Source organism: Acinetobacter sp. SH024 (genome assembly GCF_000163635.1).
In the GTDB taxonomy this organism is placed as follows: Bacteria; Pseudomonadota; Gammaproteobacteria; order Pseudomonadales; family Moraxellaceae; genus Acinetobacter; species Acinetobacter pittii.
Map to the genome: position 1 here is coordinate 1180542 of NZ_GG753600.1, position 15612 is coordinate 1196153.

Annotated in this window: 18 protein-coding genes; 6 read left to right on the forward strand and 12 right to left on the reverse strand. The window is 35.7% G+C overall.

Annotated elements, in window-relative coordinates; genetic code table 11:
• Positions 1-102: 102 nt before the first annotated feature.
• The 3 genes from HMPREF0013_RS11375 to HMPREF0013_RS11385 form a co-directional block, all read right to left on the reverse strand.
• Positions 103-1119 carry a FecR family protein gene (locus HMPREF0013_RS11375; RefSeq protein WP_005803074.1) on the reverse strand — a complete coding sequence of 339 codons (1017 nt, stop codon included), beginning with the start codon at positions 1117-1119 and terminating at the stop codon, positions 103-105.
• Complete coding sequence (locus tag HMPREF0013_RS11380) at positions 1120-1641, reverse strand: sigma-70 family RNA polymerase sigma factor (RefSeq protein WP_005803076.1); 522 nt, start codon at positions 1639-1641, stop codon at positions 1120-1122. It abuts the gene before it with no gap.
• Between the two features lie 136 nt (positions 1642-1777).
• Positions 1778-2668 (reverse strand): LysR family transcriptional regulator, encoded by an 891-nt coding sequence (locus tag HMPREF0013_RS11385; RefSeq protein WP_005803078.1) that lies wholly within the window; start codon positions 2666-2668, stop codon positions 1778-1780.
• Positions 2669-2855: 187 nt separating this feature from the next.
• On the opposite strand from HMPREF0013_RS11385, the gene HMPREF0013_RS11390 reads away from it, so the two are divergent.
• The 4 genes from HMPREF0013_RS11390 (at position 2856) to HMPREF0013_RS11405 (ending at position 7712) form a co-directional block, all read left to right on the forward strand.
• Positions 2856-3800, forward strand: coding sequence for a dihydrodipicolinate synthase family protein (locus HMPREF0013_RS11390; protein ID WP_000050879.1), 945 nt, complete (start codon positions 2856-2858; stop codon positions 3798-3800).
• 172 nt (positions 3801-3972) lie between these two features.
• Positions 3973-5358: an MFS transporter gene (locus tag HMPREF0013_RS11395; protein ID WP_005803081.1), complete on the forward strand. Its 1386-nt coding sequence runs from the start codon at positions 3973-3975 to the stop codon at positions 5356-5358.
• Between the two features lie 78 nt (positions 5359-5436).
• Complete coding sequence (locus tag HMPREF0013_RS11400) at positions 5437-6783, forward strand: OprD family outer membrane porin (protein ID WP_005803083.1); 1347 nt, start codon at positions 5437-5439, stop codon at positions 6781-6783.
• Positions 6784-7427: 644 nt separating this feature from the next.
• On the forward strand, positions 7428-7712 hold the full coding sequence (locus tag HMPREF0013_RS11405) for a hypothetical protein (protein ID WP_005803085.1): 285 nt from the start codon (positions 7428-7430) through the stop codon (positions 7710-7712).
• Positions 7713-7984: 272 nt separating this feature from the next.
• On the opposite strand, the gene HMPREF0013_RS11410 is transcribed toward HMPREF0013_RS11405, so the two are convergent.
• The 7 genes from HMPREF0013_RS11410 to HMPREF0013_RS11440 all read right to left on the reverse strand — a co-directional run bounded on the left by HMPREF0013_RS11410 (position 7985) and on the right by HMPREF0013_RS11440 (position 11629).
• Positions 7985-8470, reverse strand: coding sequence for an NF045616 family extracytoplasmic (lipo)protein (locus tag HMPREF0013_RS11410; RefSeq protein WP_025464113.1), 486 nt, complete (start codon positions 8468-8470; stop codon positions 7985-7987).
• A 73-nt stretch (positions 8471-8543) separates the two neighbouring features.
• Positions 8544-8987: a hypothetical protein gene (locus HMPREF0013_RS11415; protein WP_005803088.1), complete on the reverse strand. Its 444-nt coding sequence runs from the start codon at positions 8985-8987 to the stop codon at positions 8544-8546.
• A 25-nt stretch (positions 8988-9012) separates the two neighbouring features.
• A complete protein-coding gene (locus HMPREF0013_RS11420; protein WP_005803089.1) occupies positions 9013-9495 on the reverse strand; it encodes an NF045616 family extracytoplasmic (lipo)protein in 483 nt (160 codons plus the stop codon).
• Positions 9496-9544: 49 nt separating this feature from the next.
• Positions 9545-10003, reverse strand: coding sequence for a hypothetical protein (locus HMPREF0013_RS11425; RefSeq protein ID WP_005803091.1), 459 nt, complete (start codon positions 10001-10003; stop codon positions 9545-9547).
• 6 nt (positions 10004-10009) lie between these two features.
• The gene (locus HMPREF0013_RS11430; protein WP_000506972.1) at positions 10010-10642 is read right to left on the reverse strand and encodes a hypothetical protein; all 633 of its coding nucleotides are present in this window, start codon (positions 10640-10642) and stop codon (positions 10010-10012) included.
• 1 nt (position 10643) lies between these two features.
• Positions 10644-11183, reverse strand: coding sequence for a PAAR domain-containing protein (locus HMPREF0013_RS11435; RefSeq protein ID WP_005803094.1), 540 nt, complete (start codon positions 11181-11183; stop codon positions 10644-10646).
• A gap of 17 nt (positions 11184-11200) precedes the next feature.
• Positions 11201-11629: a PAAR domain-containing protein gene (locus HMPREF0013_RS11440; RefSeq protein ID WP_005803095.1), complete on the reverse strand. Its 429-nt coding sequence runs from the start codon at positions 11627-11629 to the stop codon at positions 11201-11203.
• Positions 11630-11970: 341 nt separating this feature from the next.
• Here HMPREF0013_RS11440 and HMPREF0013_RS11445 point away from each other — a divergent pair, with 341 nt between their 5' ends.
• Complete coding sequence (locus HMPREF0013_RS11445; RefSeq protein WP_005803097.1) at positions 11971-12459, forward strand: hypothetical protein; 489 nt, start codon at positions 11971-11973, stop codon at positions 12457-12459.
• 128 nt (positions 12460-12587) lie between these two features.
• Positions 12588-13115 (forward strand): hypothetical protein, encoded by a 528-nt coding sequence (locus HMPREF0013_RS11450; RefSeq protein WP_005803099.1) that lies wholly within the window; start codon positions 12588-12590, stop codon positions 13113-13115.
• A 114-nt stretch (positions 13116-13229) separates the two neighbouring features.
• On the opposite strand, the gene HMPREF0013_RS11455 is transcribed toward HMPREF0013_RS11450, so the two are convergent.
• Together HMPREF0013_RS11455 and HMPREF0013_RS11460 are read right to left on the reverse strand one after the other, a co-directional pair.
• Entirely contained in the window at positions 13230-14180 is a 951-nt protein-coding gene (locus tag HMPREF0013_RS11455; RefSeq protein ID WP_005803101.1) for a hypothetical protein, read from the reverse strand.
• A gap of 321 nt (positions 14181-14501) precedes the next feature.
• Positions 14502-15608 carry a restriction endonuclease subunit S gene (locus HMPREF0013_RS11460; protein WP_005803104.1) on the reverse strand — a complete coding sequence of 369 codons (1107 nt, stop codon included), beginning with the start codon at positions 15606-15608 and terminating at the stop codon, positions 14502-14504.
• Positions 15609-15612: the final 4 nt, after the last annotated feature.

Sequence of the window (15612 nt, forward strand, 5' to 3'; positions counted from 1 at the left end):
ATACAACAAATTAAAATGATCCATATTTATTGCTTCTACTTACTATGACGAACGACTTTCAAAAAAGTGGAACCTAAAATCGAAAATAAATTTAATTTTTTATTATTTTAAAGAAACCATGACCACAAACGGCGTGATTTGCTTAATTTTCAGGTCTGGAAAAACCGTAGCCAAAAGCTTAAGCGATTCTGTGGTTTGGTCTAAAGGTAATACCGCATTGACCCGCACGTGTTGCAGTGCCGCATCATTAAAAATAATTTTGCCTTTGTAGTTGCGGTCTAGCTCTTGTAACACTTGATTCAGCGGCAGGTTTTCTACCATAAGCTGATGCTTTTGCCATTTTTGTTGTTCGTTATAAACATTCAGTTCAGGCAATTTTTGTACGCCATTTTGGTCCATTTTAATGGCTTGACCTGCCTCGACAATAGCCTGACGAGTAGCGTGCAATTGAGTGGTTTTAACTTGCGTGGCTTCTACTTTTACCTTCGAGTGCAACATGTTGAGTTCGGTTGCCGAAGGGTCATAACTGACGCTAAAAGCTGTGCCGAGTGCCTGAATTTGTCCATGACTGGTTTTGACCAAAAACGGTCTAGTTTTATCTTTGGCAACATCGACATAAATTTGACCTTGCACCAACTCAACCACTCGCTGGTTGGTTTTAAAATCAAGATTGACTGCGCTTTTACCACGTAAAATTAAACGTGAACCATCTGGTAAGGTTTGCGTGGTCCACTGCCCCGATTGTCCTTGAATATCGGCAGTCACATAGGCCACAGTGGTGTCAGTTAAATAAAATAACGCCCCACTCATGGCAACAAACACAACGGCAAAAGCTGTTCCTGCCCGCAAATGTTTATAGGCTTTGCCTGAGTTTAGGCCAGCTTTAAGGGCAACTTTAGTGACTTTTTTATGTCCGCTGGTTTGGGAAAGTTTTTGAATTGACCCAATGCACTGTTCAATATCGGCAGCCACTTGACGGTGTTGCTCACTGGTTTTTTTCCACTCTTCAAATTTTTGCTTGGCGTTTTTTCGTGAGCTTTCATCATCCGAACTCAGTTGAACAATCCAATGCGCGGCTTCTTCAACCAACTGGTGATGTTTGCTTTTATCCATGGCCATTTAAATGCAAGCGTCCATGTCTTGTCGGTTTTGGTAGCACTGAATTAAACAGCTCGCCAAATATTTTTGAATCATTTTGGTCGACACATTTAAACGCTCGGCAATTTCTTTATGGGTATAGCCTTCGAGATAATGCAAAATAAAAGCTTGCTGTGCTTTATCAGAAACTCCTTCGAGTGCTTTACAAAGCTGGTTAATCGCTTGAATAATTTGCATTTGGTCTTCGGGTGACGCCACTGCATCAAGCATATATTCCATTTGACTCAAGCCATCTAAATAAGCTTGTTCAATGCGTTTACGGCGCACTTGGTCAATGAGCAGATTTTTAGCAATCGAGGTTAAATAAGCACGCGGTTCCTTAATGCCGAATAGCTCGTCTCGGGTTTGTAGCAGTTTAATAAATATGTCCTGAACCAGATCTGCGGCCTGATCAGTATTACCTAATTTTTGTCTCAACCATTGGTGAAGCCAGCTTTGGTGACTTCTATATAACTGATCTACAAGCAAAGAAGTTTTGTTCACAGCAATTGGACTCAAAACAAGGAACCCACAAATGATAATAATTATCATTTAAACAAGTCAAGCAATAATTCAAGTAAAACTTAAATCACTGTTTAATAAATTGAATTAATTATCCGCTCGCTTTGCTGCACTTTTCTTAAAGCAAATCGGCAAGATTTCTAATTTCTTCCATTACCGCCTTACACGCAGGTGTTAAATAGCCGTGCTTAGAAATAGACAAAGAAATGTAGCGCTTGAGTGCGGGGTTAATAATTTTTGCGGCTTGAATTGAGGTGTATTGGCTGGCTTTTTTTAAAGCTTGCGGCCCCAGCATGGTGTACATGCGAGATTCGGAAACCAAATGCGTTTGTAAACTAATCGAGTCGGCCTCAAACACAATATTTAGCTCTACCCCATTTTCATAAGCCATGTGGTCTAAAAAATTGCGCCAGTTACTTGGCCTGCAAAACGTGACCAGTGGTAACTTACTTACCTCTTTAAAGTCGACTTCATTGGCCTGAGTTAACTCATCACCTTCGCATCCAACCAAATAAGTATCGGCTTCGGTAAGGTAAACATCGCCTTGTTTAGGCGTTGGATTAAAGGGATAAAGTATGGCTAAATCGACGCTGCCATCTTCAAGCCATTTTTCCAAATGCACCCCTTGCCCTTCACGCACCGACAGTTTAATTAAGGGATATTTCTCTTGAAGCACTTTATACAACGTTGATAACAATGGATGTGCAGTAGACGGCAAACTGGCAATGCGAACCGTCCCGATCGGTGTATCGGTCGAATGTAAAATTTCATTATTGAGTTGGTCGGTTACGTTTAGCCATGAACGAATTTTAGGAAGTAAATGCTGACCTAAATCGGTGAGTTCAACGCCGCGTCCAGTTCGGTTAAATAAACGACCACCACATTGCGCTTCAAGCTCGTTCATTTGCCGACTGATTTGCGGTTGGTTGGTGTTATGCAGCATCGCGACTTTGCTTAAGCTACCGAGTTCCACCGCGTCTAAAAATATTTTCCATAATTCATAATTCATCGATTCTTCCTAAATCGTAAATAGGCAGTATTTTGAGCCATACATTTTGAGTATAACTGAAATTCAAGAATTGGTAATTCCTACATAGCTCACCTATTTCTATACTCCAATCATGTTCTCTACAACACGATTTAAGTCAGATTAAGAACCAGAGAATATTTAATTACACTATATAGGAAGTACGATTATGAGTTTAGATTTACGTGGATTAACCCCAGCACCTGTGACTCCTTTTACCCGTGATGGACAAGTAGACCATAATGCAATTCAACGTTTAGGTTCATGGTTAGGCAGTATTGATGGTGTGAAAGGCTTGGTTGTTCTTGGGCATGCAGGTGAAGGAACATTCTTGTCGCAAAAAGAACAAATGCAGGTCATCGAAAGCTTTGTTAAATCGGTAGATGACAAAATTCCGGTAATCGCAGGGATTACACTCGAAGGTACTTCGGTTGCAGCAGAAGAAGCAAAACGTGCAGTCAGCGCGGGTGCTTCGGCAGGTTTGATTTACCCTTCACACGGCTGGTTGCGTTTTGGCTATCAAAAAGGCGCACCGCAAGACCGCTATAAAGCGATTTATGAAGAAAGTGGTTTGCCATCTATTTTATTCCAATATCCAGATGCAACGAAGGCCACTTACGACCTAGAGACTCTACTCGATATTTCTGCACAGCCAGGTGTGTTTGCCATGAAAAATGGTGTACGTAACATGCGCCGCTGGGATGTCGAAATTCCGATTATTCGCCGTGAACGTCCAGACTTACAGGTGTTGACATGCCACGATGAATATTTGCTTCACACCATGTTTGATGTAGACGGCGCTTTGGTTGGCTACGGCAACATTGCCCCTGAACTTTTAATTGAAATGATTAAAGCAGGCAAAGCCAAAGATTACGCCAAAGCACGTGCTATTCACGACCAATTATTACCAGTGACTCGCAATGTCTATCACCGCGGTTCACACATGGAAGGCACAGTCGCGCTTAAACATGCACTGGTTGCTCGCGGAATTTTGGACCATGCCACTGTGCGTTCGCCTCTGCTTCCACTGGCAGATGGTGCTGAGCAAGAAATTCATGATGCAATGCGTCAAGCTGGAATTGGCAAGGTCGATTTAACCCAAGCCGTTGCTTAAATTCTATTCGGGCTAGCATGTACGCTAGCCTTTTTTTCCTGTACGCTGCCTGAGGCCAAACATCGGGCATGTCTCTTAAAAACAATAATAAAAAGCATGCAAACTGTGGTGAACAGGTAGTGCGAAATAGAACAAAAAAACTACGAGGAATGTAGTAATAAGGAGATAGAAGATGACAAATCTAGCGGATGTAGAACAAATTAGTCATCATCAAAAAAATGCGGAAATTATTGCAAGACTTGAACGGTTACCCGTCACTGGTCGGTTGCAATTTATGCGAATTACCATTGGTATAGCGACTTTTTTTGACGCTTATACTGTTCTAGCAATTGCCTTTGCTTTACCCCAACTCATTACCGAATGGCACCTGACGCCTGCCTATGTCGGTGCGATCATTGCTGCGGGCTATGTCGGGCAACTGGTCGGTGCAATCTTTTTTGGTTCTCTTGCCGAAAAAGTCGGTCGTTTAAAAGTACTGTCTTTTACCATTTTACTGTTTGTGGCAATGGACATTTCCTGTCTGTTTGCGTGGAGCGGAATGTCGCTGTTAATTTTCCGTTTCTTACAAGGTGTTGGAACAGGTGGCGAAGTGCCTGTTGCGAGTGCCTACATTAACGAGTTTATTGGTGCAGAAAAGCGCGGTAAGTTTTTCTTGCTCTATGAAGTTTTGTTCCCACTTGGTCTTATGTTTGCAGGCATGGCGGCATTTTTCCTGATGCCAATTTACGGCTGGAAAGTCATGTTTATTGTGGGACTAATTCCATCTTTACTGGTCATTCCTTTACGGTTTTTCTTGCCTGAGTCACCACGTTGGCTTGCTTCCAAAGGCCGCTTTAAAGAAGCCGATCAAGTCGTCAAAAGCTTTGAAGACGGTGCCATCAAAAGCGGTAAAACTTTGCCTGAACCTGTGGTTAAAGAAATTAACCCGCAAGGCATGGCAAAAACCGACTGGCGCGAGCTGTTCCGTGGCATTTACCGCAAACGTACCTTTACCCTGTGGGGCATGTGGTTTTGCGTGTATATGGTGAACAATGCCATGGTGACTTGGCTGCCATCTCTCTACAAACAACACTTTGGTCTGTCGCTGCAAACCAGCTTAGGTTATGGCTGGATTACCTCGGGCGTGGGTGTGATTGCCTCTATTATCTGTGCGTTAATGATTGATAAAGTCGGCCGCCGCCCTTGGTACAGTGCAGCGTTTTTCTTGGCGATTATTCCACTCATGAGCCTCTCGGTTTTAGGCGCTAAATCGGCCATGGAAGTTGTAATTTTCGCAACGATTAGCTATGCCATTTTGCAGACCATTTCATTCTCTTTATACCTTTACGCTGCCGAACTTTACCCAACTCGCCTACGTGCGATGGGCATCGGGTTTAGTACTGCTTGGCTACGTGCCGGCTCTGCAATTGGGCCTGTTATGGTGGGTCTCGTAGTTGGTGGCTATGGCATTCAATATGTGTTTAGTGTGCTTGCCGTTGTGGCACTCATTGGTGGCCTTGTGACCTTCTTGTTTGCCATTGAAACCAAAGGCCAAGTGCTCGAAAAACTCTCTCCTTAATTCATCCATTTCATAAAAAGCTTGCCTAACCTCAGCGTTAGGCAAAGGGCTTATTCATGCTTAAAAAAGGAATTTAAAATGAATAAATATTTGCTATGGGGCTGTATTGGTTTAAGCAGCGTGAGCAACGCATATGCAGAGCTTCCTCAAGAATTTGGCAAGTTAGAATTAAAACTTAATACCCGTTACTGGAACGATGAAGGCACTGCCCACCCCACGCTTGCCAACCCTTCGCCTTCATCGAGTGAATATGAACAAAGTGCCTTAGGGCTTGAGTTAAATTATCAGTCACCTTACTTGTGGGACTGGCTTGGGGTAGATGGCTCACTCTATGCAGTCACCAAGTTGTTTGACTCTGGCAAGCCGAGCGCTCAGCTTTTAGAGGTCGAAAATAACGGCAAACTCGACCAAAACTTTGCAACTTTAGGCCAGTTCTACATCAAAGCAAAACTAGGCGATAAAGGCGAAATTAAATTAGGCCGCCAGTTACAAGACTCACTCTTGCTTAAAAGCACCAATAACCGCGCGGTGCCCGACACTTTTTCGGGTGCGAGTGGTCAGTTTCAACTGAATGATCAGCTACAAACTTACATGGCTTACTATGACCGCTGGAAACCGCGCAGCATGGACTCTTTTGAAAAACTGGTGACTGAAAATGATGAGCGCATTGATTATGTCGGTTTGCTTGGTGCCAAGTATCAATACAAAAACTGGAGCGTAAATGCTGAGTATTTAAATAGCAAAGATTATTTAAAAAAGTACGGGGCGATTGCTCAATATAAATTGCCCTTGCATGGCTTGGTGTGGACATTTAACACGGGTGCTCTTTTCTCGCGTGACGATGGCAAGCTGTTTAAATGCGGTGCCGAAACCGAGTTGGACTGTGTAAAAGGCCAAGACGTTAACAACCGTGGTAATGGTTATTTTGTAGATGTAAATGTGGCCAAGAATAATATTGAAGGGGGCATTGCCGTTTCAAAGTTTGATGGTTTTTGGATTGAAGATAACTTTGCCGTGCACTCCGCCCGCAACTCGGTTTTAACGCAAGACCACGGCACCAACCCGTTTCCGACCTCTGCTACCATTGGCCCTGACTTTACCAATAACGATGAAACCGCCGTTGCCCTTCGGTTGAAATATAACTGGAAAGACTATGTGAAAGGTTTAAAAACCGAAGCGAAGTATATTTATGGCTTTGGCGCTCACCAAAGTAACATCAGCAGTGATATTGAGGGTAAAGAGCGTTACTTTGACTTAACATTAAGTTATGCCTTGCCGTGGGTGAAAAACTTAGATGTGCGTTATTCATTTTTACATTATGAGTCAAAGTTTGAAAATGCAAACCTAGGTGAAAAAATAAATGGTATGTCTCGGAAAGATTGGGACCAGCACCGTGTATTTATTAATTACCGTTATACATTTTAAGAGCAGGCTAAACGTTTAGTTTAGCTTTATTATTTTTATTAATTTACGGCTTTAAATATATTAACTTTTGAGTTTAATTAAAATATAAATTTATATTTAAAATTTTTATAATATTTTATTTAAATTGAATTGACCTGTTAAAAACTTATGATTATTATGGTCCCGCTGGCCTACATTGCCAGTCGGTTTTGACAGACCGAGTATACAGCGTATCAGGTTTATACTTCCTGAGTATCAGACTTGTGCGCAACCTGCACCTCCCCCTTACCGTTGCGGTAGGACGGGAGGGGGACGCGCTTGCGCGTGCTGGTGTATACCCAGTCTGTCAACCCCTTCTCGTTCTACCACCCAAATCAATTGACGGTGATTTTTGGTGGTAGAGCTCCATAAATTTTTAGGAGTTAACCATGACCTTTTTTAGATTAATCCCCTCTCCCTTATAAACTTTTTATTTATTTAAAATTTGGGTTTTCTATTATCTAAATTTTCAAATTTATAAATTATTTTTATTTTAAAATTTAAGTCATTTTATTTTATTGCTTTTATAGGCAGGTTAACTATTGCCTTTAAAAAATGATTTTAAAACTTAAATTTAGCGGTTTATTTTTTCTCATTGATATATCCCCAATCATTACGAGAATAATATGAAATTTTATAAAACTATTTTGGTTTTAGGCCTTGTGATCGGTGATTACAGTGTTTCGGGTTGTGACCTCCACACTCAACAGGATTTTGAAAAAATTTGCCTGTCTGGTGGGCACAGCCAAGCCAGTTGCAACTGTATTTACCAACGGCTTGAACAAGTGTATTCGCCTAAGCTCATGCAACGTCTAGAACATGTCAGTTTGCAAAGTCCTGCTCTCCCACAGGACTTTGCCCCTACTTTTTTTAGCGTGATGCGGCGGTGCGATAAAGAAGACATGGGCTAAGCATTTGGCTTAGCTCCCTTATCTCTGTGTCGCAATGGTAAATGACTTTAAATCAGCGCAAAAAATTAAAGTTCTGTTGTGGCACGGGGGCCTGCTTATAAGAGAGTTTGGTTCAATTGTATCTTTCTCCCATTTCGACTACTCGAAATGAACTAGATTCGATCAATTGTGTGTCAGACTATAGAATAAAAAACTCTTCACTTGTGGAAATGAAGAGCTATAACTGAATACATATATAGTATCCAAAATCATCTATGATCTCTTTAAGTGTTTTAATTTAAAAAATTAATTACCCAATAAAAGAGATTTTTTAATTTAGTCCAAAGGCCATTACTAGAGTAATCATATTGATTAATGCCACAATATATACCTTTATCAAGGTCTGCTTCAGCTTCTAATAATGTTATGTGACCTTCTGAAGTCTTATTTGCGCAAATTCTTTGTGTATATGATTGGTCTGTTTCAAGAACAACATCATATGGAAAAGGCTCTTTAAATTCAGAAGATTTAATTTTAATACAGTTTTCTTCAATAATAGGCATTTTAAGATTCAAATAAGTTTTTGAATATGAAGAGTGAAAAGCATTAATTCCATCTACTTTACCCATATAAATTAAAGTCTGGTTTCCATATGCTTTATCATAACCCCCTTTTGTAAATACACACACATTATTGTTTTTAATTTTTACATATAATGTTGAACTGGGAGAAGCACTAACAGAACCACTCATAAAAATCAGTAAATACAATAATTTAATGCAAAGTACTTTTAATGTAATCCCCCCACTACTAGGTCTGAGGTTAAGCATCTGCGTAGTTTTATTTACAGCATTATAAATCATGGCATTTTTGAATAAATGTATTAGTGTTCTCACTTTTCTGTTCGGTAAGAACCTTATCTTTATACAAACAAAAACCTATAGTAGTGAATCCAACACTAGTGTTATTTAATCCTTGTTCTCCTAGCAACATATAGTAAGCATGTTTTTCTACAATTTCATTTGATTTATAGTTCTCCAAAATAATCTCTTTCATTTCTTTGTCAATTTCTTGAGAAACAAATAGTCGTTTGTAAGTCATACCATCTGATTCAAAGTTTTCATAGTCATTAATTTCATAATGATATACCAAAACTTTTTTATCTATCGGGAATGAGAAATAGAGATTTCCTTCATTTTTATAAATAACAATATCGGTTCTTGTTCTGTTATAGCTTGTACAACCCATAACTAGAAAAGGAATAAATAAAATAAGAAACTTATTAAGTGATTTCATATAAAATACTTTGAATTTTAAAGCTCTAAAATAAGCTAACTAACCAATAATAAAGATTTTTTAATTTAGTCCAAAGGCTATTGCTAGAGTAATCATATTGGTTTGTGCCACAATATGTACCTTTTTCTAGATCTGCTTTAGCATCTAATAATACAGTTTTTCCTTCGGAATTTTGATTTACACATATTCGTTGATTATACTCTTGATCAGTTTCAAGCCAAATCGAATAGGGCAAATTCTCTTTAAACTCTGATTTATTAATTTTAATACAGTTCTCTTCAATAATAGGCATTTTAAGATTCAAATAAGTCTTTGAATAAGAATCATGAAAAGTATTAATTCCATCCACTTTTCCCATGTAAATCAAAGTTTTGTCATCCGGTGTTTTATCGTAATCTCCTTTTGTAAATACACAGACATCATTGTCTTTAATTTTTACATATAGGGTGGCATATGGAGAGGCGTTAACAGTACTACTAATAAAAAGTAATAAATATAATAGTTTCATTAAAATTTTATCTTGTTAATAATAAATGATTACTATCAGGGTTAAAATTTTATTTATCTTTAGCATGACATTTTTCTATAAAATCTGAATCCTTCTCTCGGCTACTTTGTAATAGCACACTATTTCCTTTTATACAGAAACCTAGAGATTTTAGTCTAGCATTTAAATCATGATCATTTTCTTGAGTCATAACATAAAAATAAGCATGATCTGGTATAATGTTGTATTTTGAAATATTTTCTATTTTTATATGATCAACTTCTTTGTAGTATGAGTTTTCTAATACTTTTCTATACTCTGTTGGTCCATTTGGAGTTGAAAAATTATCTTTTTCAAAATCTTTAATTGCATAATTTTTAACAAAGATTTTATTTGGGAAATTGATAACTAAGCTATCATGTATCAAGCTTATTTTAAATTCTTCATTCTTATTTTTATTGAGCATAAAAATAATTGAAATTAAAAATAATGTTACTAAGACATATCCAACAATTTTTTTCTCTTTCATATCGATCTACTTAATTACTTCTCTTATTTTTGCTTCATAGACTGCTATTGTAGCCTGTAAGTTATTTCTATCTATATTGATTAAGTTTTTTCTACTAATAGCCTGTAAATTATTTGTTTTTAATGCCCAGTAATCTGCAAAAATTTCTGCTTGTGACTCTAGGTTGTAATTTACAAATTTCTTATTACTCTTATATCTGACATAGTCAGCCACAGTGTCGGCATTATGTATATTATATTTATATGGGTCCTTAAAAACTGTACATGCCTGTGCTATTCCCGCACTTATAAGTACTCTATTCTTTCTTTGATGTTGCCAAACATGCCCCATTTCGTGAATAAATAAATGTTTATAGCTTATATCTTCCTTACTATAATCCAATAAAAAATGTTTGGTTGGAATGAAAATATGTCCATTTGGAGTCACAAAAGTATCTTCATTCTGTAAATCAAATGGAAAAAAACTACCTTCTATAATTGTAACTTTAGAATAATCTATTGTATTTTTATAGACTAATTGGCATAACTCAATTTCCCCTGCTGTTAAAGTTCTCGTCCTTAATTTCAATTTGGCTAAGCTATCTTTCTTATTATTAGTAATTATTTTATCTAAATTATTTTCAAGAATACTAAAGCCCATTTTACTCTTCTCCATCTAAATCTGAGAAATATTTAATTTTGTCTTTAAAAAAGATTTCAAATTCAGAAACCTGTGCAGCATTCTGAGTTTCAAATCTTTCTGTTTTGCCATTAGAATCTAAAGTTCCCTCAATGACCTTTTCTCCAACTTTAAGTCTATAGCCTAATCCTGCAAAAAGCTCTGAAAAACTGTTATTGATTTCTACTTGAACTTGCTCATCAAATTTTTTATTAATAGATGAATCTTTTTGGTTGTCCTTTCCAGAATAAGGACTACCACTCTCTCCTACAACATGAGACTGTTGTGGTTGAATCGTTGCACCACATGATAATTTATCACCCACATATGCTACTGGTTTACCATCAAAAATCACATGGTCATGACTTTTAATAACTACTGACCAACACCTGCATTTAGGGCACATATGACCATCACCAGCTCTAACAAACAAGTTTCCCATCTGAGAACTTCTCGATTGTGTAGATGGAACAACTCCACCATGATCAGTAATAGCGTTGTGAATCGCAAAACCTTTAGCCATAGCCTACCCCTTAAAAATTAGTCATGACTCAAAAAGTTTTGAGGTAAGGCCTGATCTTTGTAAATTCTAATCGCAATAGTATTATTCGGAATCTCAATAATTTCATCCCCATTTTCTAATCGACTGCCCACTAGAGCTACCGGTGATCCATCAACAATACATGCTGTACCAGCACCAGAGATGATTTTGGAGGTTGTGCCATCTGCATAAATAACTTCATCTCCAACACGGGCAATAGATAATCCTTTAATTTTTGTATTAGTAGAAGATACATTAACTAAACCATCGTTCTGAGTTTTAGCACCATGTACAGCCACGTAGTAAATAATATGAGGTTTATTATCCCAATAGAGTTTTTCAGCATTAGAAATCTTTTGAATATCATTTTTTGAAAGCTTTTCTAATTGTTCAATAGGAAGGTCTTGTAAAAAAATAGGACTTGTCATTATAGTTCCTGCTCTAATTTTCAATACAATAATATCAAAACTTACTTAAACTAAAAAATAAGTTATATGTAACCATATAGGGTTAATATCTTAGAAAGTTATTTAAAATTTCAGAGTAAGTCATCTTTATGTCAATAGAAGATTTCTTTATGAAAGACTCCTCTTTTAAGAGATATCTTTTAATTAGTTTAGCCTATTCATGTTAATAATCGACCATGCCTATTAATGAGGATATATAAAAAAGTATTTAATTATCCGTATGATAGTGCTACCGTATCGCAGTTTATACGACAATATCAATATACACCGCCGCTCAGTAGTTTCTAGTCACGAGTAATAATATGAAGAAAACGATATTAATATTTTTAGCACCGCTTCTTTTGGTTGGCTTCAATGGATGTAAAGCATCTGAAAAAGAGGATGTAGATACATTTATTCAAAAGGACTTCAAGAATTACGTTACTGATAATAGAAAGTTGATTTTGGAAGCCAATAAAGACATAAAACAAGAACCAGCTCTAAAAGAGATCATTTTCAAAAATACTTTTGTAAAAGTAAGAACTGCACAAAGTCTACTGAATGATGAGTATGGTAATTGGTTAACTGGCTTAGATAAAAATAAGTTTGACTATACCGATCTCAACGATGTCTGTTGGCTGACCGTCTACATGCAAAACTATATAAATAATATGGATGAGCGATATAAAGCCAATATCACCGAAGACACCAAGAAAAGTGTTAAGCAACTATATGAAGCAAGAAATGAAATTATCAAGCTAAGAGATAGCAAAGACAAATCTCTAGCAACTTTTCAACAAGTTTGTAAATAATTGAAAATATTAATCAAATATTACTATATAAAGCTCCAATTAATAGGAGCTTTATATAGCTAATTTTATAAATTAGTTATAGCTAAATCTAGTTATTCCCTGCCTGAATAAGAAATGGTTAATTAATTGTGAAATCTAAACTTTGTATTATTTTATTGTCTCTTTTAACGGTAGCATGTAGCCAAGTCCGCCCTCAAAAACTTGGAATTACTGAAGCTGATATAACCCAAGCATATGAAGCATCACTCTATGCCCAGTTTAATCAGCTTTATTACACAAAATTCTTATATAAAGCAGCATACAATGAAGCTAACAAGGTAACTCAAACTAATGATCAGTTGCTAAGTTATGCCACTTTTTTAATGTATGCAGTCAATACAACTTACGATTCTTTAGACATAAAGCTTAATGATGACCTAGATTTGATGGCTTCGGGTCAAAAAAGTAAGATGTCAATTGATGCATTAGATTCATTATGTGTAAGTAATAAATATATTGAAAAATATATAAAACTTAAAGAAAAAAGCGGAAGTGAGATATCAGCTAAAGCGAAAGAACTTTCAAAAGAGGCTTTGTTACTTCAACCCAAAATTGAAAAAATCATTATGAAAACTGATTCGCCGTTAAATGATATTGAATGTAAAAAATTGATCTAAGCTAGAAAAAGCCCTGATTATTCAGGGCTTTTTCTAGAGAGAATTAAAGTTCTGTTGTGGCACGGGGCCTTGGGGATACCCAAATAACTAATTAATAACGAGTGATATATAACTTTACTTATCGGCCTTCTGAGTTCGTTCTACAGTAATGTATTCATTAGGAATGACTAGCTGCTTTTCAATATCCTTCACCTTATAAGAAATTAAAGTGCTTTTACCAATGCCTTGAAATAATACTTTAACATCTTTAAAAATAAAGGTTTGATACTGGCTCAGTTCTTTAGTAGTCGTTTTTGGTAATTCAATTAAATTGGCATAAGGTTCTTTGATATATAAAGTCGCTTTTTCTATTCTTACCCCAGTATTTTGCATAGTGGTATTAAGAAATACTTTACCAACATCACCAATAAGAATCAGGGGTACAAGCGGAGTTAAGCTAATAAAAAACACTATTTCTAAGCTATCTTTAATATGCGTTTCTAATCTCTTTAATTTTTTTATTGCAAATGTTTTAAGATGCTCACTTACATCAGGATCATCAACAATATCTGCTAGATTTTCAAATTTTATATTACATTCTTTAATCTTCAGCCGATTGATATAAAAAGGGTAATACGCAAAGGCAATAAAAAATACGGTAATACCTATGTATAGATTGACTTTCCAATGCAATAAAAATATGCCATGAATAACGTATAAAAGATAAAGAGAGCCAAATAATGTAATAATATTAATCTTTGGAAAAGGAAGTTTTTTCCCAATTTTAATATGTGGTGGTAAATACTTATCAACCCAGCTTAAGACAAGATATGTTACTGGTGCTAAGGATGCGCCAAAGATAAAAAGCATAAATCCTAATACAGTATAAGCAATAGAGAACGCGGTAAAAATCAGTAAGAAAATGAATGTATCGCCAAAGCTAATTTCTGAAGGGATATAGCCAATTGTTAAAAGGTATGCAACTAAGCACAACACTCCTATTGCAATTATCGCTTTAGTCATTGTCAGCGCAACTTCATGCCACTGCCCCAGATTACTTAAAAATCTCGTTATTAAGTTGTTCATTTGATCTAACCAAATTTTATAAATTTATTCAAAAATCAATGATTACCCTTTCTTAAATCGCTCCCCAGCGGAGTAATCATGTTTTGAAATTTCCCCAAATTTCAGAGTATGTCCCTGCATACTGTTTAGCTAGTTATTCCCTTGCGTATATACACATAATATTGCACTTTTTAAAAGACAAAATTGAAGTCATATGTTATAGGACTCTATTAAAAAAAATTACTATAACTTATCCCTACATCATTTTAAAAAATTTTATATACTTATTTTCCTTATAAGCCCCTATATTTTATTTAAATAAAATATAGGGGAGGTTCTAGATTACCAATTATCATTTTTAAGATTATTAATATAAACCAAAATATCTTTCACTATCATTTTTTGAATCGCACCAATAAAATTTCTCATAAAATTATAATCTATCTGTTGATTAATCACAGGAAGTGAGATTTTATCTTTTTGTATTTTTTTATGACTAATACTATCACCCCATGAGTATTTATACCCTAAGCTTTTTTTAATACAAGTCGCGATAAATAAATAATTTAATTTATCTCTATATGAATTTTGCTTTAGTTTTAAAGTTAAGTTATGACTATCATTTGAAAAAAAGTCTTTCTCTTGATACGTAACAACAAATGTTTTCCCCCCTATAAAAATACATCCGCCTTCTTCCAGATACTTTAAATCATAAGAAATATAACTACTTACACCATTATTTTCACTACTAGCACATAAGTACGGAATAATGCCACTATCTTGAATAATATCTCTCGATAAAATATTACTAGTATTCTTGATATTAAAAATATCTATTATATTAAAATCTTCAAATTTTAAATTTTCAAAATCTTTGAGAGCTTCTTTTTCTTCACTAGTTAAATCACAATCTTTAAAATCATTTAAATTTAAATAATCCTCAAGATCATCAATATATATTTTTCTTAGATCTGAAATAAAACTTTCTATAAATTCAAAATCTATCTGACTATCCTTTATTGGTAATTGAATCTTAAAATTTGAGTTTCTAAGTTTAGAGCTTGATAATTGAGTCCCATATCCAAACCCTTTTAAAGCTGGTTTTAATGCACAAGCTATAAAGTTTCCACTTTTTTTATTCATATCTACATGATTAATTTTTAAAGTATGTACTTTCATCTCAACACTAGCAATATATGGATGAAAAAAAATACCTCCATCAGAACCAAAAAAATTCACTGTTATAAAATTTTGAAAGTGTCTTGCATGTTCAATATTAGTTGTATCAAAATAACCTAATATTCCATTATTATCAGACTTAGCTGAAATTCTTGGTATCATGCCTATCTTTAATTCATTATTTGATAAAAGGGAACCTGTCCCTATTTCAAACAGCTCACCTATTTTAAACTCTCCCCACTTAACCCCAGCTAGTTTATGGTTAAGCAAGGTA

Bases quoted from the DNA above. Each gene is read 5' to 3' on its own strand.
- HMPREF0013_RS11455 (WP_005803101.1), bottom strand. From the start codon at position 14,180: ATGAACAACTTAATAACGAGATTTTTAAGTAATCTGGGGCAGTGGCAT.
- HMPREF0013_RS11440 (WP_005803095.1), bottom strand. From the start codon at position 11,629: ATGACAAGTCCTATTTTTTTACAAGACCTTCCTATTGAACAATTAGAA.
- HMPREF0013_RS11445 (WP_005803097.1), top strand. From the start codon at position 11,971: ATGAAGAAAACGATATTAATATTTTTAGCACCGCTTCTTTTGGTTGGC.
- HMPREF0013_RS11415 (WP_005803088.1), bottom strand. From the start codon at position 8,987: ATGAAATCACTTAATAAGTTTCTTATTTTATTTATTCCTTTTCTAGTT.
- HMPREF0013_RS11375 (WP_005803074.1), bottom strand. From the start codon at position 1,119: ATGGCCATGGATAAAAGCAAACATCACCAGTTGGTTGAAGAAGCCGCG.
- HMPREF0013_RS11390 (WP_000050879.1), top strand. From the start codon at position 2,856: ATGAGTTTAGATTTACGTGGATTAACCCCAGCACCTGTGACTCCTTTT.
- HMPREF0013_RS11400 (WP_005803083.1), top strand. From the start codon at position 5,437: ATGAATAAATATTTGCTATGGGGCTGTATTGGTTTAAGCAGCGTGAGC.
- HMPREF0013_RS11425 (WP_005803091.1), bottom strand. From the start codon at position 10,003: ATGAAAGAGAAAAAAATTGTTGGATATGTCTTAGTAACATTATTTTTA.
- HMPREF0013_RS11395 (WP_005803081.1), top strand. From the start codon at position 3,973: ATGACAAATCTAGCGGATGTAGAACAAATTAGTCATCATCAAAAAAAT.
- HMPREF0013_RS11420 (WP_005803089.1), bottom strand. From the start codon at position 9,495: ATGAAACTATTATATTTATTACTTTTTATTAGTAGTACTGTTAACGCC.
- HMPREF0013_RS11430 (WP_000506972.1), bottom strand. From the start codon at position 10,642: ATGGGCTTTAGTATTCTTGAAAATAATTTAGATAAAATAATTACTAAT.
- HMPREF0013_RS11385 (WP_005803078.1), bottom strand. From the start codon at position 2,668: ATGAATTATGAATTATGGAAAATATTTTTAGACGCGGTGGAACTCGGT.
- HMPREF0013_RS11435 (WP_005803094.1), bottom strand. From the start codon at position 11,183: ATGGCTAAAGGTTTTGCGATTCACAACGCTATTACTGATCATGGTGGA.
- HMPREF0013_RS11405 (WP_005803085.1), top strand. From the start codon at position 7,428: ATGAAATTTTATAAAACTATTTTGGTTTTAGGCCTTGTGATCGGTGAT.